Genomic DNA, 21,477 nt, shown 5'->3' on the forward strand with positions numbered 1-21,477 from the left:
GATAATGAGGCATTTATTTGACTTTATTTCTAAAAGACACATCAAATTATATAAGCAACCTGATTGATAGCGTATAATTTGGTGGATGAGATTAAGCAGATAAAGTTGATTGAGAAGGTGAAGATGACTGGTTGATTGAAGAATAAAATATATTAAAATTTTTTGTTTTGTAGAACAGTGTGATTTTATTAAATTTCTTATTTGCTTGGTTTTTTTTGTTATTATTCAATAATAAAGTTTTTTATAGTTACTGGTTTATGTGTCATATTTTTATTTAAATTAGTGATGATTAATTTAAATAAAAGAAAGAAACAACTTAAATAATTGGAAGAAAAAATAATCAATATTTTATGATAATTAAAAAACTCGCCTATGAAGGCGAGATATTTTATGAGATACTCAAATTTTAAAGAGCAGAAAGATTTCCAGCAGAAAATTTTCCTGAACGACGATCTTGAAGAACATCATAAGAGATTTTTTGTCCTTCATTAAGGTCATTTAAACCAGAGCGTTCAACAGCGGAAATATGTACAAATACATCTGCACTTCCATCATTAGGCTGAATGAAACCAAAACCTTTGTTTGTATTGAACCATTTAACTGTTCCTGTAGACATAGGAAATTCCTTAGTATATATAATATTATGTACTGAGATTTAAAATTCTCACTACGAGTTTAAATCGAAATTAGGCGGGAGAGATTTCATCAGAAGTGCGATTGCACAGAAAAGAAAGAATCGCGTAACCAAAAATACGATAGAGAAGACTATAAAAAGTTTTTTGATATAAAGCAAGCCCTATTAATTTTTTGTTACATTAATCAAAGATTGATAAAGAAAATAAAAGATATTATATTTTGTGGGTGAGTAGGGAAAACTTTAAGTAAAATAGTTTTGCAAAGAACGCACTTCAAGATTACTAGTTTTGAGTGCTCGAATGGCCTGTGCTGCTGATTCAGCTCCGGCTACTGTTGTGTAGTAAGGAACTTTTTGCATAAGTGCTGCATGGCGCAATGATTTGGAATCTGAAATGGCACTAGCAGTATTAGTTGTATTAAAAATTAATTGAACTTTTAGATTACGAATAGCATCTTCAATATGAGGGTGGCCTTCTAGAACTTTATTAATTTTTTCTGCTTTAATACCGTTTTCAGCAAGAAATTTTTGTGTTCCAATTGTTGCTAAAACAGAAAAACCAAGCTCGATTAAACATTTGACAGGTTTTAAGATACGTTCTTTATCTTCATCTCTCACAGAAACAAATAAAGTGCCTTCTTTAGGAAGATCAACACCAGCTCCAAGCTGTGCTTTAGCAAAAGCAAGAGCAAAATCATAATCAAGTCCCATTACTTCACCTGTTGAACGCATTTCAGGGCCAAGTAGTGTATCTACATCTGAAAAACGGGAAAAAGGAAAGACTGCTTCTTTAACAGCAATATGTGGTTTTTGTGGCGTAGACGGTACTCCACCATAAGCTTTAAGTGCACTTTGGAGATTTTCTCCGATCATAATACGTGTTGCGATTTTAGCAATTGGTCGACCAATAGTTTTTGCAACAAATGGAACAGTGCGCGAAGCACGAGGATTGACTTCTAAGACATAAATTGTTTCGTTTTTGATAGCATATTGTACATTCATTAAGCCGCAAACGCGTAGTGCTTTTGCTAAAGCTTTTGTTTGATTCTCTAATTCATTAACCAATTTATGTGAAAGTGTGCGGACTGGTAAAGAACACGCTGAATCACCAGAATGGATACCTGCTTCTTCAATGTGCTCCATAATACCAACAACTAGTGTTTTTTCTCCATCACACAAACAATCAACATCAACTTCTATAGCTTCTGTTAGATAGGTATCAAATAGAAGCGGATTTTTACAAAGCAATGTGTTGACCTGATCTGTTTTGTTGTGAGGATAACAAGCTTTAATATTTTCTGGTACTAATTCAGGAACTATTTCGAACAAATAATTCTGCAAGTCACGCTTATCTCGAATAATTTGCATAGCACGCCCACCTAAAACATAAGAGGGGCGTACAACTAATGGAAAATTTAGTTCGTCGGCTATGAGTTGTGCTTGTTCAACTGAATAAGCAATACCATTTTGGGGTTGTGTTAAATTAAGTTGGCACAACAATTTTTGAAAACGATCTCTATCTTCTGCAAGATCAATAGCATCAGGTGAGGTGCCTAAAATAGGAATATTATTTTTTTCGAGTGCGCTTGCCAATTTCAATGGTGTTTGTCCACCGAATTGAACGATAACTCCGACTAATTCACCTTTTTCTTGCTCTGTTTTTAAAATTGCTAAAACATCTTCAGTTGTTAAAGGTTCAAAATAAAGACGATCAGAGGTATCATAGTCTGTTGAGACAGTTTCAGGATTACAGTTAATCATGATAGCCTCGAAGCCTGCATCTCGCAAAGCAAAGGCTGCATGGCAACAACAATAGTCAAATTCAATGCCCTGACCAATTCGGTTTGGACCGCCACCTAAAATAGCAACTTTTTTGCGTTCAGAAATGTTTGCTTCTGAGCACTCCGTACCTGCAAAGGGTCTTTCATATGTTGAGTACATATACGCTGTAGGTGAAGAAAATTCGGCTGCACAGGTATCAATTCGTTTGAAAGCACTTTTGATATTTAGGGATTGTCGTAAGGCAAAAATATCATCTGGCGTTTTTCCAGCAAGATTTGCTAAGCGTGCATCTGAAAAACCCATAGCTTTTAACATGCGTAAATTATCTGCATCATGGGGAAGTCCATAGATACGAATACGCTGTTCTGCTTCGATGATAGACGCTATTTGTTCCAAAAACCATGGGTCAATTTTGCTTATTTGGTGAATCTCGTTCAAGGATAAGCCCATACGTATCGCTTGCGCTATATAACGTAAACGGTCGGGACTTGGGATGGCAATAGCCGAACGGATAGAATTTTTTTCATCACCTTCAGCGTGTTCAGGGAGTATGATTTCATCAAGACCCGTAAGACCTGTTTCAAGTCCACGGAGTGCTTTCTGTAAAGATTCTTGGAAAGTACGACCGATTGCCATAACTTCTCCAACAGATTTCATCGCGGTAGTTAAGACAGGCGATGAACCAGGAAATTTTTCAAAGGCAAAACGAGGGATTTTGATGACAATATAGTCAATAGCAGGCTCAAATGATGCTGGTGTTGCACCGCCTGTAATGTCATTTTTTAATTCGTCAAGCGTATAACCAACTGCTAATTTAGCTGCTATCTTTGCAATTGGAAAACCAGTGGCTTTTGAAGCAAGCGCTGAAGAACGAGAAACACGTGGATTCATTTCAATAACAATTAAGCGGCCATTTTCAGGATTGACGGCAAACTGTACATTAGATCCACCAGTTTCAACACCAATTTCACGAAGTACAGCAATTGAGGCATTCCGCATAATTTGGTATTCTTTATCGGTTAAAGTAAGAGCAGGGGCAACAGTGATAGAGTCACCGGTATGAACACCCATGGGATCAATGTTTTCAATGGAACAGATAATAATACAGTTATCCTTTTGATCACGAACAACTTCCATTTCGTATTCTTTCCATCCCAAAATACTTTCTTCAATCAAAACTTCTGTTGTTGGTGAAGCTTCAAGTCCACGTTCGATAATTTCGTAAAATTCAGAGCGGTTGTAAGCAATGCCACCACCTGTGCCACCAAGTGTGAATGAGGGACGGATAATGGCTGGAAGTCCAATAATATCAAGAGCTTGAACCGCTTTTGCAGTGGCATGAGCTATATAATGTTGCTTGCGATTAGCTTCTGTATTACACCAATTTTGTTCAAGCTTTTCTAACGCTTGATCAAATGCATCACCGGAAAGTTCATTTTTAAGTTTATTATATGATTTTTCATATAATCGGCGATCTTCTTCTTTGAGCTCAGTTGCATTCGCTAATATAGAACGCGGTGTTTCTAAACCAATTTTTGCCATTGCTTTACGAAATAGAGCACGATCTTCTGCCTTATCAATAGCGTCAGCATTGGCGCCGATCATTTCAACATTATAGCGGTTTAAAATTCCCATTCGCTTTAAAGATAAAGCAGTATTAAGTGCTGTTTGTCCTCCCATTGTTGGTAAAAGTGCATCTGGGCGTTCATGAGCAATAATTTTAGCAACTATTTCTGGAGTAATGGGCTCAATGTAGGTTGCATCTGCCAAATCCGGATCAGTCATAATAGTAGCAGGATTAGAATTCACCAGGATAATTCGGTAGCCTTCTTCTTTTAAGGCTTTACAGGCTTGTGTGCCTGAATAATCAAATTCACATGCTTGACCAATAATAATAGGTCCTGCTCCAATGATAAGAATAGACTTTATATCTGTACGTTTTGGCATGGCTTTTTCCTATGGCAAACATCTATGCGCAGTTGTAGTAGGCAGAAATATTAGAATTTTGGCTAAACTCACTTTATAGGTTAATAGACAAAGAAAGTAATCCATAAAATATCTTTTTTATACTTTTTCTTTGCGGATAATGTTTGAGAATAGTATGCTTTTATAAATAATGGTTAACTGATTTTAAAATCAAAAGGTCAAAGTATAAGTAGATTTCAGCAATGTTAGCTGAAATAGAAGATATTTAAAGCATTATATTTTTGCTAATCTAACATGTATTATAAAAATATGTTGAAACATTATTATATTGTATATCAGTAAATAATTTTTTAAATGGCTATAATGGTAATCATTGTGATATTTCAAACATAACTTATATCTAAATATGATTATGGAGCTGGTTTTGGCTATAATACTGTTGAAGGCAGATTTTGTATTAGACAGGTTCAAGAGTAACCATAACACTGTTTCTAGCAGTATAGGAGTTTATAGTAAATTATCTTTTATGATCATTATGCCTAATAAAGTATCTTTGGTAAATGGTCAGGAATTACTCATACCAGTTCGCAGAAAATACAAGTTTTATATAAGTTATAAGCAGAATCTAGATACTAAAGCTATGCGATTAGGTTATTTTTTATAATCCATAATCAAATTGCGAAAATGTTGAAAGAGATAATGACTATCTTGAGGCCCAGGCGAGGCTTCAGGATGATATTGAACAGAAAAGATCGGTTTTTCAATAATTCGAATACCGCAATTTGAACCATCAAATAGGGAGATATGTGTCTCTTCAACATGTTGTGGTAGCGATGTTTTATCTACAGTGAAACCATGATTCATTGATACAATTTCGACTTTGCCGGTAGTAAAGTCTTTAACAGGATGATTGGCGCCATGATGCCCTTGATGCATTTTTATGGTTTTAGCTCCCACGGCAAGAGAAAGCAGTTGATGACCAAGGCATATGCCAAAAAGTGGTATGTTACGATCGATGAGCGTTTTGATGGTTGGAACAGCGTATTTGGCTGTAGCAGTTGGGTCTCCAGGACCATTAGAAAGAAAAATACCATCAGGATTCATAGATAGAATTTTACTTGCATTTGTGGATGCTGGCACAATAGTTATATGTGCACCCAAAGCCGATATAAGGCGGAGAATATTGCGTTTAATACCATAGTCAATTGCGACAATGTGAAAATTACGTTTGCTATTTAAACTATAACCTTTATTCCATTTCCACGGTTTTTCGTTCCATTCTATCAATTGCTTTGATGTTACTTCTTTTGCGAGATCAAGATTGATAAGACCAGACCATTTTTGTGCACGCTTCTTTAAAGCATTAATATCAAAATTTCCATTTAGATCATGAGCAATGATGGCATTTGGTACACCTTTTTCGCGGATAAGAGTAGTTAATGCTCGTGTATCAATATCGTAAAGTGCAATAATTTTTCGTTCTTTAAGCCACTGATTTAGATTTTCATGTGCACGGTAATTAGAAGGACCCGTAATATCTGCTTTGAAAATAGCACCAACTGCGCCATGATAATTGAGGGGTGTAAGGTCTTCAATATCTTCTCGATTAGCTCCTACATTACCAATGTGAGGAAAAGTGAAATTAATGATTTGTCCTGTATATGATGGATCTGTGAGGATTTCTTCATAGCCTGTTATGGCGGTATTAAAACATACTTCGGCTTCAACAATTCCTGTAGCACCTGCACCTTTACCTTCGATCACTGTACCATCAGCTAAAACCAAAAGAGCTGTAGGTTTATTTGTGCTCCAAGGACTGGGAAGCGAGATGGTTTGTGTCATCGTTTGGGCTCACAATTTGCTATTTGAATGCATAATACTCAAAGTCATGCAAAAATCGCGCAACTATAATAAATGCTGTATATTGTAATTTTCACTTAGATTTAAAGTATAAGTATATTCTATAAGGAGGTAAAGATCCAGTTTTGGGTTTTCTAAAACTGTATTATGAATTATTTTTTATTCTATATTATTTATAGAGAAATTAATTACTTAGAATAAAGCAAAAAAGAATGAAGCAAAAAAACAGTGAGGGGTTATGAGTTGTGAACTTTTCTTCATTGAATTGATGGGGAAAACATTGCATAGGATTTTGTTCGGTTTGAAGGAAAACTAAATATACGATATGGAAAATCGAAATACCGTAAAGAAATGCTATGCGAGGTATTATTTTTTTACTAGGTAATGTTGTAAAAGAGTTATAAATAACGCAATTACACCCCGAATTTGTTATCGCTATAGTTCAACAACAAAAATAGGGCCTAATTTGCTTTAAAAGGCAGTAGAGAACACTCTTAAAAAAATGAGTAAGTATTTTATGATCGAACTTTTTTGCCAATCCATATAAGGATGCAGGCTCCGATAAAGCCGGAAATTAAATAACCAAGCCAACCAGCAAGATTAATTTCTAAAAAGCTTAGAAGGAAACTGGCTAATGCAGAACCAACAATACCTAAGATAATATTTAAAAATATCCCTGTTCTACTTTTCATAAAATATTGTGCAATCCAACCTGAAAGTCCACCAATAATAATAGCTAAGATCCAGCTGATATACGTATTTTCCATTCCACTCTCCTATGTCTAAACTTAAACTATTATCTTTAACTGAAGTAGAAATTAGAGTAAGTTGTTTCAAGGTCAAGACTTATTTGTTGTCTTAATTTAAAGAGAGCTTGTTGTTTAGAAGTTTATGATGGTTTTTTTGTACTGATTTTCTTACGCAATGACTGAATTCAATCTATACTGAAAAAATAATCATTCTTTCAAAGAAAGTAAGGATTAGCTGTTTATTTGCACAAAAAGATCTCTTAGATAAGAATTTTGCAGTATTCTTCGTTCTTCTAAATTGAATAAATTGTTATTTTATGACTCTAAGTTCTTTTAAAGAATAAACTTGATTAAAGTTTATTATTTTATTTTGTTTTCAGTGTATTTTTTAGATTATAGCTTGCACGTGTTAAGTCATAGCCACATGGATTTTGAAAAATTTTGAGACCAAAATCAGGAAGAACAGAATAAAGGTGATCAAAAATATCAGCTTGAATTTGTTCATATTCTTCCCAAATGGTGGTATTCGTAAAGCAATAAATTTCTAAAGGTAAGCCATTCGGCGTAGGAGGTAATTGCCGTGTCATTAAAGGTGTATTTTTTTTGATATTTAAATGCTCTCTTAGATAAGATAACACATAAGCTCGGAAAGTCCCGATATTAGTTAAACGGCGAGTATTGGCTGGTATGTTGTGATTTTTTTCTAAGCGAGTATTCCATTCGTTAATTTCTGGTATTTTTTGTGCAAAGTAGTTTTCTAGTAGATTAAATCGCGCCAAATATTCCTCTTCTTTTTTTGTATGAAAGCGGATACTTGCTTGATCAATAAATAAGGATCGTTTGATACGTCGCCCACCTGATTCTTGCATACCACGCCAGTTTTTAAAAGGATCAGTTACCAGTTTACGGATAGGAACTGTGGTAATTGTTTTATCAAAGTTTTGAACTTTCACAGTATGGAGAGCAATTTCAATGACATCACCATCCGCGCCAAGATTAGGAATTTCAATCCAATCTCCGACACGTACCATATCGGTAGATGAAATTTGAATTCCTGCAACAAGAGAAAGTAATGTATCTTGAAAGATCAAAATCAAAACAGCTGCCATTGCACCAAGACCAGAAAAAAGGATAAGAGGTGATCGGTCTATTAATGTGGCCAATATAAAAATAGCAGTAAGAGTAAAAAGCGCAATTTTAGCTATTTGAATGTATCCTTTTATTGGCTTTAACCTCGCTGCAGGTCTTTGCTCGTAAAAGGTATTAATGATATTGAAAAGAGCAGAAATTGTTAAAGCAACGATAAAAATGATAAAGGCATTAGAAACATTTCGGATAATTGTACTGAGTATATTGGGCAATGTAGATATAAAATTGATACCCGTTGAAAGAATAAAAGCCGACGCAATATGAGCTATGTATTTAGTAATATTTTCAATGTCGGTAGTTGTATTTTGATGGAGAAAAGTAGCGAGTTGTTTTTTTCCGCGAATAAGTAAGATACGTGTTAAAAAATTAACTAAAAGTGCAATGAGAACTAGAAAAATTAACCAAGAGATCATTTCTAGTGATGGATATTGAACAAGAAATTTAGGCACTTTTGTTGTCTCCATTTTTGAATCATATGTGGTTATTCGTTTAGAAATTCATTTATTATTTAAGAGGAAGTATTGGAATTATGCTTTAAAGTAATTAAAATGCAAATAAAGAATTTTCAAACTCTGTGAGAGATAATGCGTATTCCGCCTGATTTCCTTGATGAGATTCGTGCCAGGTTGCCAATTTCAGTGGTTATTGGTCAAAGGGTGACATTTGATCAAAAAAAAAGTAAGCCTTCGCGTGGTGATTTTTGGTGTTGTTGCCCATTTCATGGTGAAAAGACTCCAAGTTTCCATTGTGATGATCGTCAGGGTCGTTATTATTGTTTCGGCTGTAATACAAGCGGTGATATTTTTACCTTTCTTTGCGAACTTGATGGATTGCGCTTTTCGGAATCTGTAGAGCGTTTGGCTAATTTTGCAGGTATGAAATTACCTATCTTTGATTTACAAAATCATAAAGATGAAATGAAAAAAAATGATCTTTATGATGTCATGAAAATCGCCACGGATTTTTTTCAAAATAATTTACATCATCAAATTGGAGCCCAAGCACGTCATTATCTTTATGAACGTGGTGTTACATTAGAACTCGCAAAGCGCTTTCAGATTGGTTTTGCTCCGGTAGGGCGTACAACTTTGAAAGATGCATTGAGTGTGCGTGGTATTTCGCTAAAGCAAATGGAGGATTGTGGTCTACTTATATCTGGTGAAGATATTTCTACTCCTTATGATCGATTTAGAAATCGCATTATATTTCCTATTGAAGATTTACGTGGCCGTGTGGTCGCTTTTGGAGGGCGCTCGTTAGATGAAAATGCACGAGCAAAATACTTAAACAGTCCTGAAACGGTTCTTTTTCATAAGGGTAATATGCTTTATAATGCAGCATCTGTCCGTAAAAATAGCCGTGCCTCAGAAAAAGGAGAAGCACATTCTGTTCTTGTTGTTGAAGGCTATATGGATGTAATTGCTTTAACTAAGGCTGGTTTTGAAAAAGTAGTTGCTCCTTTAGGAACAGCATTAACAGAAACGCAAATTGGACTTTTATGGCAAATGGAATCTGATCCGATTTTGTGTTTTGATGGAGATAGTGCTGGTTTAAAAGCTGCTTCTCGTGTTGCGGATCGTGTACTTCCTCTTTTAAAAGCAGGAAAGTCTGTGCGTTTTGTTTTATTGCCAAATGGGAAAGATCCAGATGAAATTATTCGTGCAGGAGATGCACATCTTTTTTCTTCTTTTGTTCAAAAATCAATTCCATTGATTGAGCTTTTATGGTGGCGTGCTACTTTTGGAAAACATTTTACAACTCCAGAAGCACGTGCTGCATTGGAGCGAGAACTAAAACAGCAGATATCAACAATTAAGGATCAAGATATACGTCGCTATTATTTTCAAGATATAAAAAGACGACTCTTTGATTTTTTTCGTTCATCTTTTTTACAGCAAAAGAATCAACGCGAATATATTCAAAATCAAAAAGATGGAATGTTCAAAGATCAATCTTTTTCTGCATTAGAAAATTCTAATATAGTTCGTAGTTCAAAACATTTTATTCCTTTACGTGAAGCAGTTATTTTGCTGATTTTAGCTCACTATCCTGAGCTATGGTACGAGGATTTTGATGTTTTTGCAGAATTAGAATTAAAAAATGCTCAATTAATAAGCTTACATCAATCCATGTTGGAAATTCTTGGAAATCAACAGTTATGTGATAAAGAAACAATGTTTGCACTTTTAGAAAAAAAAGGAAAAAAAACTATTTTAGAGCATATAGATAACCTTGTGCAAAGAGTTGGTATGCGGATTACTTTGGGAGGAGCTTCTATAGAAGATGCTCGCGCTGTATTAAAACAAGCTATCTACTTGCATCTCCAAGAACACCACCTACATAAGAGACTGCAAGATATCGAAGAGCAACTCATAAAAAATCCTAGAGATGAAGTTTTCAATCTACTTCGTGAGGTGAAAGCTGAATTGGAACGAACGAAAGCAATAGAAGCTTTAATTGAGGGATTCGGATCCTGGTTTTTCGAAAAAATAGATGAGGGTAAGCCAAAATAGAATAAAATGATTCGCTTTTTAAAAGCGAATCAGTCACGAAGTCTGGTATAAAAGCCCTATTATTGAAATGACGTTTTTGTGAAGAATGATGATTAAATTTTAGGAAAAGCGGGAAATTGGTTCTTATTATGTATGCAGATATTATCTCAGAAAGACTGAGATATATTGGGGTGGTTTCTGTAATGTTACCGTGTCTTTGCGTGAAAAGGTGTATACAAGAGTGTGTCTTTTTGAATAGAAGATTAATCCTGTAAACAGTGCATATAAAAAATTTTAATGCGCTAAGTAAGAATAAATAAGCTGATCACATGAATCTTACAGAGTGATCAAGTGGAGTTAACAGTATGGCAACAAAGGTTAAACAAAAAGATAATGTGGAAGAAATGGGCAAAGTGAGCTCGGATGGTCCTCTTCTTGATTTTTCCGATGATGCTATCAAAAAAATGATTAAACTTGCCAAGAAAAATGGCTACGTGATGATGGATGAGTTGAATGCAGTTCTTTCTTCTGAAGAATTCACATCTGAGCAAATTGAAGATATATTGGCAATGTTCTCTGAAATGGGTATTAGTGTTATAGATGATGAAGATGAAATTGAAGCTGAACAATATGAAGAAGAAATCACAATAGAAGGTGGCGATTTAGTAGAAGCCACAAATTATGCGGTTGCAACAACATCTAAACGTGAAGTAGCCGACCGAACTGATGATCCAGTTCGTATGTATTTACGTGAAATGGGAGCTGTTGAATTACTCTCGCGTGAGGGTGAAATTGCTATTGCTAAACGTATTGAGGCTGGACGTGAAACGATGATTTCCGGCCTTTGTGAGAGCCCTTTAACATTTCAAGCTTTAATTATTTGGCGTGAAGAGTTGCAAGAGCAGCGTATTCTTCTTCGTGAAATTATTGATCTTGAGATGACTTATTCTGGTCCAGAAGCGAAGCAGGCTCCCATTATTGATGGAAGTGAAGTCAAAAAAATAAAAGAAGAAACACCATCTTATAGCGTGCATGATACGAATGATCTTGAGGAAGATATAGGGGGCGAAGATGATGACGAAGAAGATGATGAAGTTAATCTATCGCTTGCGGCAATGGAACATGAGTTGTGTCCTCAGGTTGTGGAAACTTTAGATTTTATTGCTGAAACTTATGTAAAATTACGCGAGCTACAAGATAAACAAGTTGAAAGCAGCTTATCATATCGTAAAGAAGAACTTCTTTCATCTGCACAAAAGAAACAATATACTCAATTGAAAGATGCTTTAATCCAAGCAGTAAAATCTCTTTCTTTAAATCAAAACCGTATTGAGGCATTAGTTGAGCAATTATACGATATTAATAAGCGATTAATACATAGCGAAGGTAGATTGAAGAGGCTTGCTAGTAACTATGGCATTGGGCATGAAGATTTTTTAAGAGAATATCAAGGTCGTGAGTTGGATGCGGATTGGGTTAATTATATTGCGACTTTATCAGGGCGTGGTTGGAAAGAATTTTCAACTTGTGAAGCTAAAGCCATTCAAAGTTTGCGTAGTGAAATACAAAATCTTGCGCAAGAAACTGCTATTTCAATTAGTGAATTTCGTCGAATTGTTACGCAAGTACAGAAAGGGGAGCGTGAAGCGAATATCGCTAAAAAGGAAATGGTGGAAGCTAATTTGCGTCTTGTGATTTCAATTGCCAAAAAATACACTAATCGTGGTTTACAATTTCTTGATCTTATTCAGGAAGGCAATATCGGTTTGATGAAAGCTGTTGATAAATTCGAATATCGGCGTGGATATAAATTTTCAACTTATGCGACATGGTGGATACGTCAAGCAATTACGCGGTCTATTGCTGATCAGGCGCGTACCATTCGTATTCCTGTTCATATGATTGAGACAATTAATAAAATTGTTCGTACATCGCGCCAAATTTTACATGAAATTGGACGTGAACCAACACCAGAAGAACTCTCTAGCAAACTTTCTATGCCATTAGAAAAAGTGCGAAAAGTGCTTAAGATTGCAAAAGAACCTATCTCACTTGAAACACCTGTCGGTGATGAAGATGCTTCTCATTTAGGTGATTTTATTGAGGATAGAAACGCATTATTACCAATTGATGCAGCTATTCAGGCTAATTTACGAGATACAACAACACGTGTTCTTGCTTCATTAACGCCACGTGAAGAGCGTGTTTTGCGAATGCGTTTTGGTATTGGAATGAATACTGATCATACATTAGAGGAAGTTGGTCAACAGTTTTCAGTTACCCGCGAGCGTATTCGTCAAATCGAAGCAAAAGCACTTCGTAAGTTGAAACATCCTAGCCGTTCACGCAAATTACGGAGTTTTCTTGATTCTTAATTAAAAAGAATAGCACATTTTTAAAGATAAATAAAAAATATGATATGAATAATAGATTGAATTTTATTTATTTTATTCTTTAAAGAATTGTCTTATGAAAAGAGTAGATCCTGTTTATGAGTAAAGAACTTCCCTTTTGGAAAAGTAAAAAATTAGAGGAAATGTCTATTACTGAATGGGAAAATCTTTGTGATGGTTGTGGGTGTTGTTGCTTGCATAAATTAGAAGATGAGGATACGGGTGATATCTATGCAACTAGTGTTGCATGTCGTCTTTTGGATAAAGATACGTGTCAATGTAAAAATTATAATCACCGTAAATCAATTATTCCAGATTGTATATTATTAGATATTGATACAATTAAAACAGCTCGCTGGTTGCCAGAAAGTTGTGCTTATAGGCTGGTGAATGAGGATAAAGATCTTCCGTGGTGGCATCCATTAATCTCAAAAGATTTTCAAACGGTACATCAAACTCAATGTTCTGCACGTGAACAGATTAAAATTCATGATGATGAACTATCATCAATAGAATCTTATTGTCAATATATCACCGGAGTTCTCTACAAAAACCGATGATATAATTATTTTACTAAGTGATTGATGATTATTCGTCGATAGCAAATGTTATGGTGACACTAACATTATAATTCAATTCACCTCCTGAAAAATTTGTATCTGCATAGTCTGCAGTTTGCGCTCTACTCATGAGCCGTGGTGTTGGATAACGTTCGTTATTACTTTCATTAATTGCAATAATCTTTCCTAATTTCACATTGGCTGCTTGAGCTAAAGTTTCTGCTTTTGCAATAGCTTCAGTAACAGCTTTTTTACGTGCTTCTTTATATAATGGCTTTGTATTGGCATTGGTAAAGGTAATTCCATTAACAGAATTAACACCAAGTGCCATTGCTTGATCAAATATTTTACCAGCATTGGCTAGATCACGGATATTTACTGTTAAAGAATTTGAAACACGGTAAGTTATTTCATTGTTCTTTTTTTCTTGTTTTTTATCTGAAGTCATTTGGTAAATAGATAAGCCTGATGTTTGCAAGTCATTTGTGTGAATGCCATTATTTTTTAAAGTATTCATAATATCATTCATAAATTTGTTATTCGCGGCTAATGCTTTTTGAGCAGTTATGTCATGAGTAACAACGGCTAGATTGATAATCGCCATATCTGGTGTTGCTTGGTTTTCACCAGTTGCTGTAACTGTAATTGTTGATGTATCTTTGATTATTTCTTCCGCATGTACAATGAGTGAAGTAGTGAGTAGAGATAATACGGTCAATATCGACAACTGAATTCGGTAGACATTCAACAGTTGAAAAATTATTTTAGTCATGTTTATTCCTTATAATATATGTATTCTATTACTTTCCCATTTTTGGTATTCATTGTAAAGGAATTAGAGTGTTGAAAGAAAAAAACAAAAAGCAAGGAAAAAAAGACGAATTATAATTAAAGCAAGCTCTTGTATAATAGGATATTTTAGTTTAGAGAAAATCTTCGTGGGGCCTGTAGCTCAATTGGTTAGAGCCAGCGGCTCATAACCGCTTGGTTGGGGGTTCGAGTCCCTCCGGGCCCACGTTCCCCTAATAAAATAAATATCTTTATTCAAACATGAGGGATTTTGTAGGTATTAATTCCATTAATCTATTCCTGGTGTGAAAAAATAATGATATAAAAGTTCTTAATTAGATATTACTAATCAAGGATTTATATGGTGTATAAAGTTATTTTTCTGATCTTAGCAAGAATGGTAATCTGCTCTTTTTCATTTTGCGAAAAGAGAAGTTGTAACTAATGTTTAGTGCATCGTTTTTTAGATAAATGATGATTAGTAGTCTTAAGAGGATTCATCTAGTTTCTATCTTTATACTATTTGTATATAAAGTAACAATGATATATTGCAGTTTGGGTAAAAGTTTATGGATATTAAGGATAAATTTTGTCTATACTTCCCCCTTTAATCATTCGCCTTTGTGGGCCACGCGGGTTTTGTGCTGGTGTTGATCGTGCTATCCAGATTGTTATTCTTGCATTGAAAAAATATGGCTCTCCTGTGTATGTCCGTCATGAAATTGTCCATAACCGCTATGTCGTTGAGGGGTTGCAGCAACGAGGAGCCATTTTTGTTGAAGAACTTTGTGAGATACCTGAAGTCCATCGTAGTCGACCTGTTGTGTTTTCTGCTCATGGTGTGCCAAAATCTGTACAAGAAGAAGCTATTCGTTACAATTTATTTTATCTTGATGCGACATGTCCGTTAGTTTCTAAAGTCCATAAGCAAGCAATTCGTCATCAACGTCATGGTCGTCATGTTATATTGATTGGTCATGCAGGCCATCCTGAAGTAATTGGAACTATCGGGCAGCTTGAAGAAGAGAATGTTACATTGATTGAAACAGTAGAAGATGCTTTATATTATCAACCAAATAATCCAAATAAATTAGGTTTTGTAACACAAACAACACTCTCTGTTGAAGATACAGCACAGATTCTTAATGTATTACAACAGCGTTTTCCTGCGTTAGCAGCTCCAGCAGCTGAATCAATTTGTTACGCTACTACTAATCGACAAGATGCTGTTAAGGCAGCAGCGTTAGGAAGTGATTTATTTTTAATTGTTGGTTCACCGAATTCATCTAATTCTAAACGTTTGGTGGAAGTTGCTGAGAGATTTGGTGCGCGTCAATCTATTTTAATTCAGCGTGCTGATGAAATTGATTTTGATAATCTAGGTGTCCTTTCAGTCATCAGCCTTTCAGCGGGAGCATCAGCTCCTGAAATTATTGTTGATGAAATCATTACAGCGTTTCGTACACGTTATGATGTCAAAATAGAATTGGCTGAAACTATAGTCGAAACGGAAACATTTCTAGTAAATCGTGAATTGCGTGATATTAGTCTATCCTCTCAAGATATAGCATTTATTAAGGGACGAGCAGAAGTATTAAAAAACAAAAGTAATGATAATAGTGTTCATAAAATAAAAGAAGAATAGTAGTAGTTATATAGGATATTATAGTCTAAGGCATTTTAGCATGTGAATCAGTAAGTTTGCTTTTAAAAACGAGGAAAAAGAAAGGATGCTCGAAGTCTAGAGTTGTATAAAATAGAATAATTATTCACTTTAATGTTTATGTAAAGTGTTTTTTAAAAAAATAATTTATCTTTTATGTATCCCTATACGACATTTACGTCCGATATAGTTTTTCTTATTATAATCAGTGTTTCAAAGAATAATTATATCATAATTTGTTGTATTGGACAGGGAATATAGTTTTGTTATGCGAAAAAATTATTGAAATATTGGTATGAACTTTATTTTTGCAGTAATGTGAACTTATTGGCTGAGGTAGAGTTGTGTGTATGTTATGTTAGATCGAAAAAAAGTTGTTGAAATTTATACAGATGGTGCTTGTTCGGGAAATCCTGGTTTAGGAGGATGGGGAGCGGTTTTACGCTGGAATGGTCATGAACGTGAGCTTTATGGTGGAGAAGTATATACGACCAATAATCAAATGGAACTTATGGCAGCAATTCACGCGTTAAATGCTTTGAAGGAATCATGTTTGGTTGATCTCTATACTGATTCAGCTTACGTACGTAATGGGATTTCTACGTGGATTGAGGGATGGAAAAAAAATAATTGGCGTACTGCATCGAAAAGTCCTGTTAAAAATATGGAGTTATGGCAAGCCCTTGATGATGCCTGTTCTCACCATAGTATCAGATGGTACTGGATAAAAGGACATGCGGGTCATCCAGATAATGAGCGCGCAGATGCACTCGCACGTAAAGCAATTACTGAATATCGTGAGAATGGGCATTTTTAAACATAATTTTTTATTTCATGGAATGATAGTATGGCTTGATTGTGTATTTATTGTAAATGTTCCACTGAAGGCATGGTCTTGATAAGAAACAGTATAAAAAACTGTTTTGTTTAATTCATCTGAATCGTAATATATCGGTGCGTTAAAGACCGCATATCCTTCGTAATCACTTATCTTTTTTGTTGGTCCAATTTGCATTGTTCCTCCATCTAAAAAGAGAGCAGAAGTTGTGATTATTTTGTTATTTTTTATCTTTATTAAGAGGGTGTTTTCATTTTTTTCAGCATGTATTTTTAATGCATTATGGGCTGTACGGGGTAAAGCATCTTGAGCTTTTTTTAATAAGGATAGAGAAAGAGAAGTATTATTTTGAGTAGGTGAGGAAAAATTAAAATTGATAGTAAAGGGGATACAAATTTCATTACACATTCCGAGGGTTAAAGAACCACTTAGATTTTCGTCTGAACCAGAGATATTAAAGGGGAGTACGACTTTATTTTTATAACCTAGTGACCAATCATTTTCCGTTTTATAGAGCTGTGGTGTAGGATAAAAAATTTCATAAGACACTTGTTGGTTGAAATTAAAAAATGGTGCCATACCGGAATTCCCTGGATTTCGCCAATAAGTTTTCCATTTTGGTCTTAACGTAATTTCAATAATGCCACTTTTTATTCCAGAGAGGGAAGATGAAGTTATAGCTAATCTAGCATAGCCACCTTCTGATTCATACCAAGGTGTTGCAATAAGATATGGTTTTTGTTTTGCTTGAGCATTAGCAAGAAAATAGAAAAATCCTAAAAATATGAGTATTATTTTCAAAGTTACTAAGAGATTTTTTTGAAAAGTATTTGTAATTTTTTGTAAATTTTGAAATATTTGCAATTTTTTCATTTGATCTTTATTCTTTACTGATACTGATTTAGTTGAAGTCAAAAATTAGATTGTGGAGACTATCAAATTATGAAACAGCATGAAGGATTTTTGAATGGACAGTTGCTGATAGCAATGCCTGGAATGAATGACAAGCGCTTTGTTCGTTCTGTTATCTATATTTGTGCCCATTCTAATGCTGGTGCTATGGGAATTATTCTCAATCAGTTACACAATATTAATTTTCCTGAACTTTTGCTTCAGTTAGGAGTGATTAACCAAAATCAAAAAAATTATCTTTCTGAGCCAATAAAAAAGTTTCCAATACGCTGTGGTGGGCCTATTGATACGTCTCGTGGTTTTGTACTGCATTCAGATGATTATGCTTGTGAAGCAACCATATCTGTTACAGACGAAATTTGTCTTACTACAACCCTTGATATATTAAAAGCTATGAGTTGTGAGAGGGGTCCTCAACATGCCCTTATAGCTTTGGGCTATGCTGGGTGGAAAGCAGGACAGCTTGAAACAGAGATTTATACAAATGGTTGGTTAATTAGTCCTACATCTCCTAATTTTCTTTTTGAAAGCGATATCAGTAGTAAGTATGATGAAAGCCTCATTCGCATGGGAATTAATCCAACTTCTCTTATTTCTGAAGTCGGTCATGCATAAATTATTCGTTTTATAACGTTACTTAATTATAGGTATGAGAGAAGTGATTTTGAACAAGAGCAATTAATTCCTCGACGGCAATTGGTTTAGTGACGGTTGTACTTTGAACATATTTACAACCTTCTTGTCGTAAAAAGATAGCTTCTTTTTCATTTTCTACGCCTTCTGCTATGATTTGTAAATTAAGATCAGTAGCCATTCTGATAATTGATTTAAGTACAAGTTTTTTCTTATGTGAATCAATAGAGATAAGTGAACGATCTAATTTGACCATGTCGAATGGATAACGGACAAGATATGTAAGTGATGAATAACCTGTTCCAAAATTATCTAATGCCAGATTCATTCCCAGTGCTTTAATCTGTTCAAAAAAATGAGCTGATTGTTCAGGATTTTTTCTTAAAACAAGCTCAGATATTTCTATCATCAATCGTCCTTTACTAACCGGATTGCGAAGAAGAGCAGAGCGTAGTTGACTTATAAAGTCAGGATGAATCATTTCTGCACTTGGTAAGTTGATAGAAATAAAGAAAGGATGTTTAGCACATTTTTCTTGTATATTTATAAGATCTACTATAGCGCGATCAACGATGAATTGTACTAAATCCATAACGAGCTGTTCGCTTTCTACGATTTTGATAAAATCATGGACATTTAAATTTCCATGATTTGGATGGTGCCATTCCACGATTGTTTCAAAACCAATAATTTGTCCATCTGATAAATTAAGAATAGGATGATAGAGAATTTTTATTTCATTACGCTTGATAGCATGATGAATATCTTTGTTGATATTATTATGCTCGAGGTTTAAAGTACGAAAATTGGGACGGAAAGGTTCAATGTGATTACCACCCATTTGTTTTGCATGGATCATTGCTAGCTCACTGTCATTGAAAATATTTTGAGCAGTTGATCTGTTATCACTCCATGTCACCAATCCAATGGATGAAGAAAGCGTTATAGTTTTTTCTTCAAGAGTAATAGGAGCTGAAATTGTTTTGTGCAGATGATTTGCGAACAGTGCAATTTTTTTTGGTTCTGTTTCGCTGAGTAAAATAATTGCAAAACGATCTGCAGAAAGGCGTGATAAGGTGTCTTGTAGATTAATAAGGCGGCTCAAACGACGCGCAATTATCAAGAGGACAGTGTCCCCAACCGCTATACCTAGTTTACGATTAATTTGACGAAAGTTATCAAAATCAATCATAAAAATTGTTGGTTTAATTTTTATATTTGCTTTAGCTAAAGAGCTATAATTTTGTAATCTATCGAAAAAAATTTGTTGGTTAGGAAGGCCGGTCAAGCTATCATGAATTGCATCGTATAGTAAACGTTCTTCGGCCTTTTTGTGATTAGTGATATTGACAATACTTCCGATAACGCGAGTAATTTTTCCGTCTTTTTGGATAGCTGGGCGTGCACGCAGAGAAAACCAATGATAATGGCCACCACCGGAGGAGAGCCGAAAGATTTGATCAATACGTCCTTTTTTATGTGCGAGAATGATATTTAAAACAGCTTGAAAGCGCTCACGATCATCATAATGCAAGGCTGAAATCCAGTCGCTCATAGTACCGTTGAGTTTGCAGGTGTTGGCGCCAAAAAGGGCTGTCATATCTGGGTGAACAACAATGCGGTCACGTTCGACATTCCAGTCCCAAATAATACTTCCAGCTCCTCTTGCTGCCAGAACTTGTCGTTCGAGATCAGAAAAAATCCCCTCATAGAAAGCATCATTAGAAAACGTTTGTTGCATGACAAGAAAGCTGATAAGGAGAACAATGAGCACCAATCCTCCTGCTAGAGCTGGTTGAACAATATCATTATCTAAATATCCTATTATGCAGGCATAAGCTTCAAGAGACCAAAAGCTAATTAATAACCATGTTGGAATAAGCATGATTGCACGGTCATATCTACGGATTGAAAAATAGCTGATCAATATAATTCCGAGTATAGCTGTAAGCCCAAATGATAAGCGAGCGATTCCAGCTGCTCTAGTAGGATCATAAATAGCAAATGCTCCTAGACCGCAGAGAGATATAATCCATATAATTGCACCATAGCTAAAGTGATAATGCCAACGGTTAAGACAAAGATAAGTAAATAGAAAAATGAAGAGTGTTGCAGCAAGTGCAACTTCTGTACCAGCACGCCAAATTGGTTCTGTTATTGGTGTAATTGCAAAGAGCTTATTCCAAAAGTTAAAATCAATACCAATGTAAAAAAGAACAGCCCAAGCAACAGCAGCTGTTGCAGGGAAGAGACTTGTCCCACGAACGACAAATAAAATAGTTAATAGGAGTGCCAAAAGTCCTGATATGCCAAGAAGAATACCATGATAAAGTGTATAAGAATTAATTGTATCTTTGTAAGCTTCAGGTTGCCATAAGTAGATTTGTGGTAGATTTTTAGAGCTTAATTCTGCAACAAATGTAATCACAGTACCAGGGTTGAGAGTGATACGAAAAATATCTGCATTTGCATTAGTTTGACGATCAAGGGAAAAACCTGCACTTGGAGTGATGGATTCGATACGTGCTGATCCAAGATCTGGCCATAGAAGACCCGAATGAGCCATACGATAATGGGGCACAACAATGAGGCGATCAATTTGTTCATCTGTTGGATTTGCGAGGGAAAATACTGCCCAGTTTCCAGAAAAATTTGCACTTTTTGCCTGTACTTCAATACGCCATATAATACCATCCGGTCCTGGTGCTGTACTGGTTTGGAAGATAGGGTTATTGGTGTGATGAATTTCAATAGCTTTGGATAAATCAAGAGCTATATCCTGAGGAGAAATTTTGATTGGTTCGATTGCTTGTGCTGATGAAAGGTATACAAAAAGACTAATTATTATGACAAGAACGACATTGATTATTTTACCAAAACTCTTCACGCTGCCTCACTCTCAGTATTTGAAGCTATTGAATCTTAAACGAGATTTTCGAGGAAATTCTTCCACTTTATTAGTTATTATTTTTATAAAGAGCGGTTGTCATTTTCTTTTGAAAAAATCACACGAATTTTATACAAAAATAGATCAGATATCTGCTCACACTAATGAGTCTCAAAATTAACGGAATTTTGTTCTTTTTAAAAGGAAAAA

The 21,477-nt window shown here is 35.0% G+C and carries 14 protein-coding genes and 1 tRNA gene; 7 read left to right on the plus strand and 8 right to left on the minus strand.

Going from position 1 to position 21,477, the window contains the following annotated elements; all coding sequences use genetic code 11:
• Positions 1-406: 406 nt before the first annotated feature.
• The 5 genes from M4Z11_RS01770 to M4Z11_RS01790 form a co-directional block, all read right to left on the minus strand.
• A complete protein-coding gene (locus tag M4Z11_RS01770; RefSeq protein WP_249675382.1) occupies positions 407-616 on the minus strand; it encodes a cold-shock protein in 210 nt (69 codons plus the stop codon).
• 261 nt (positions 617-877) lie between these two features.
• Positions 878-4,363 carry a carbamoyl-phosphate synthase large subunit gene (gene carB, locus M4Z11_RS01775; protein WP_249675384.1) on the minus strand — a complete coding sequence of 1,162 codons (3,486 nt, stop codon included), beginning with the start codon at positions 4,361-4,363 and terminating at the stop codon, positions 878-880.
• A gap of 630 nt (positions 4,364-4,993) precedes the next feature.
• The gene (gene carA, locus M4Z11_RS01780) at positions 4,994-6,184 is read right to left on the minus strand and encodes a glutamine-hydrolyzing carbamoyl-phosphate synthase small subunit (protein ID WP_249675389.1); all 1,191 of its coding nucleotides are present in this window, start codon (positions 6,182-6,184) and stop codon (positions 4,994-4,996) included.
• 533 nt (positions 6,185-6,717) lie between these two features.
• Positions 6,718-6,969: a GlsB/YeaQ/YmgE family stress response membrane protein gene (locus tag M4Z11_RS01785; RefSeq protein WP_249675392.1), complete on the minus strand. Its 252-nt coding sequence runs from the start codon at positions 6,967-6,969 to the stop codon at positions 6,718-6,720.
• 347 nt (positions 6,970-7,316) lie between these two features.
• Complete coding sequence (locus M4Z11_RS01790; RefSeq protein WP_249675396.1) at positions 7,317-8,549, minus strand: mechanosensitive ion channel family protein; 1,233 nt, start codon at positions 8,547-8,549, stop codon at positions 7,317-7,319.
• A gap of 135 nt (positions 8,550-8,684) precedes the next feature.
• Here M4Z11_RS01790 and dnaG point away from each other — a divergent pair, with 135 nt between their 5' ends.
• The 3 genes from dnaG (at position 8,685) to M4Z11_RS01805 (ending at position 13,545) form a co-directional block, all read left to right on the plus strand.
• Complete coding sequence (gene dnaG / locus M4Z11_RS01795) at positions 8,685-10,613, plus strand: DNA primase (protein ID WP_249675399.1); 1,929 nt, start codon at positions 8,685-8,687, stop codon at positions 10,611-10,613.
• A gap of 344 nt (positions 10,614-10,957) precedes the next feature.
• Complete coding sequence (gene rpoD, locus M4Z11_RS01800) at positions 10,958-12,967, plus strand: RNA polymerase sigma factor RpoD (RefSeq protein WP_249675401.1); 2,010 nt, start codon at positions 10,958-10,960, stop codon at positions 12,965-12,967.
• A 116-nt stretch (positions 12,968-13,083) separates the two neighbouring features.
• On the plus strand, positions 13,084-13,545 hold the full coding sequence (locus M4Z11_RS01805) for a YcgN family cysteine cluster protein (RefSeq protein ID WP_249675404.1): 462 nt from the start codon (positions 13,084-13,086) through the stop codon (positions 13,543-13,545).
• Between the two features lie 28 nt (positions 13,546-13,573).
• Here the strand turns inward: M4Z11_RS01805 and M4Z11_RS01810 are convergent, their stop codons facing one another.
• Entirely contained in the window at positions 13,574-14,317 is a 744-nt protein-coding gene (locus M4Z11_RS01810) for an SIMPL domain-containing protein (RefSeq protein ID WP_249675406.1), read from the minus strand.
• A 169-nt stretch (positions 14,318-14,486) separates the two neighbouring features.
• Here M4Z11_RS01810 and M4Z11_RS01815 point away from each other — a divergent pair.
• From M4Z11_RS01815 to rnhA, 3 genes are all read left to right on the plus strand, one after another.
• Positions 14,487-14,560: transfer RNA gene (locus M4Z11_RS01815), tRNA-Ile, on the plus strand.
• A 363-nt stretch (positions 14,561-14,923) separates the two neighbouring features.
• Positions 14,924-15,979 carry a 4-hydroxy-3-methylbut-2-enyl diphosphate reductase gene (gene ispH / locus M4Z11_RS01820; RefSeq protein ID WP_249675408.1) on the plus strand — a complete coding sequence of 352 codons (1,056 nt, stop codon included), beginning with the start codon at positions 14,924-14,926 and terminating at the stop codon, positions 15,977-15,979.
• 373 nt (positions 15,980-16,352) lie between these two features.
• On the plus strand, positions 16,353-16,814 hold the full coding sequence (gene rnhA, locus M4Z11_RS01825; RefSeq protein WP_249675410.1) for a ribonuclease HI: 462 nt from the start codon (positions 16,353-16,355) through the stop codon (positions 16,812-16,814).
• 15 nt (positions 16,815-16,829) lie between these two features.
• On the opposite strand, the gene M4Z11_RS01830 is transcribed toward rnhA, so the two are convergent.
• A complete protein-coding gene (locus M4Z11_RS01830) occupies positions 16,830-17,708 on the minus strand; it encodes a protein-disulfide reductase DsbD domain-containing protein (RefSeq protein ID WP_249675412.1) in 879 nt (292 codons plus the stop codon).
• Positions 17,709-17,777: 69 nt separating this feature from the next.
• Between M4Z11_RS01830 and M4Z11_RS01835 the strand changes: the two genes are divergently transcribed.
• Complete coding sequence (locus M4Z11_RS01835) at positions 17,778-18,362, plus strand: YqgE/AlgH family protein (protein WP_249675414.1); 585 nt, start codon at positions 17,778-17,780, stop codon at positions 18,360-18,362.
• Between the two features lie 22 nt (positions 18,363-18,384).
• On the opposite strand, the gene M4Z11_RS01840 is transcribed toward M4Z11_RS01835, so the two are convergent.
• The gene (locus tag M4Z11_RS01840) at positions 18,385-21,267 is read right to left on the minus strand and encodes an EAL domain-containing protein (RefSeq protein ID WP_249675416.1); all 2,883 of its coding nucleotides are present in this window, start codon (positions 21,265-21,267) and stop codon (positions 18,385-18,387) included.
• Positions 21,268-21,477: the final 210 nt, after the last annotated feature.

The sequence above is a fragment of the Bartonella bilalgolemi genome, from assembly GCF_023500045.1.
In the GTDB taxonomy this organism is placed as follows: domain Bacteria; phylum Pseudomonadota; class Alphaproteobacteria; order Rhizobiales; family Rhizobiaceae; genus Bartonella; species Bartonella bilalgolemii.

Excerpts from the sequence above, each read along its gene's own strand:
- M4Z11_RS01785 (WP_249675392.1), bottom strand. The coding sequence starts at position 6,969 with ATGGAAAATACGTATATCAGCTGGATCTTAGCTATTATTATTGGTGGA.
- M4Z11_RS01805 (WP_249675404.1), top strand. The coding sequence starts at position 13,084 with ATGAGTAAAGAACTTCCCTTTTGGAAAAGTAAAAAATTAGAGGAAATG.
- M4Z11_RS01770 (WP_249675382.1), bottom strand. The coding sequence starts at position 616 with ATGTCTACAGGAACAGTTAAATGGTTCAATACAAACAAAGGTTTTGGT.
- M4Z11_RS01830 (WP_249675412.1), bottom strand. The coding sequence starts at position 17,708 with ATGAAAAAATTGCAAATATTTCAAAATTTACAAAAAATTACAAATACT.
- carA (WP_249675389.1), bottom strand. The coding sequence starts at position 6,184 with ATGACACAAACCATCTCGCTTCCCAGTCCTTGGAGCACAAATAAACCT.
- M4Z11_RS01810 (WP_249675406.1), bottom strand. The coding sequence starts at position 14,317 with ATGACTAAAATAATTTTTCAACTGTTGAATGTCTACCGAATTCAGTTG.
- M4Z11_RS01835 (WP_249675414.1), top strand. The coding sequence starts at position 17,778 with ATGAAACAGCATGAAGGATTTTTGAATGGACAGTTGCTGATAGCAATG.
- dnaG (WP_249675399.1), top strand. The coding sequence starts at position 8,685 with ATGCGTATTCCGCCTGATTTCCTTGATGAGATTCGTGCCAGGTTGCCA.
- carB (WP_249675384.1), bottom strand. The coding sequence starts at position 4,363 with ATGCCAAAACGTACAGATATAAAGTCTATTCTTATCATTGGAGCAGGA.
- rnhA (WP_249675410.1), top strand. The coding sequence starts at position 16,353 with ATGTTAGATCGAAAAAAAGTTGTTGAAATTTATACAGATGGTGCTTGT.
- rpoD (WP_249675401.1), top strand. The coding sequence starts at position 10,958 with ATGGCAACAAAGGTTAAACAAAAAGATAATGTGGAAGAAATGGGCAAA.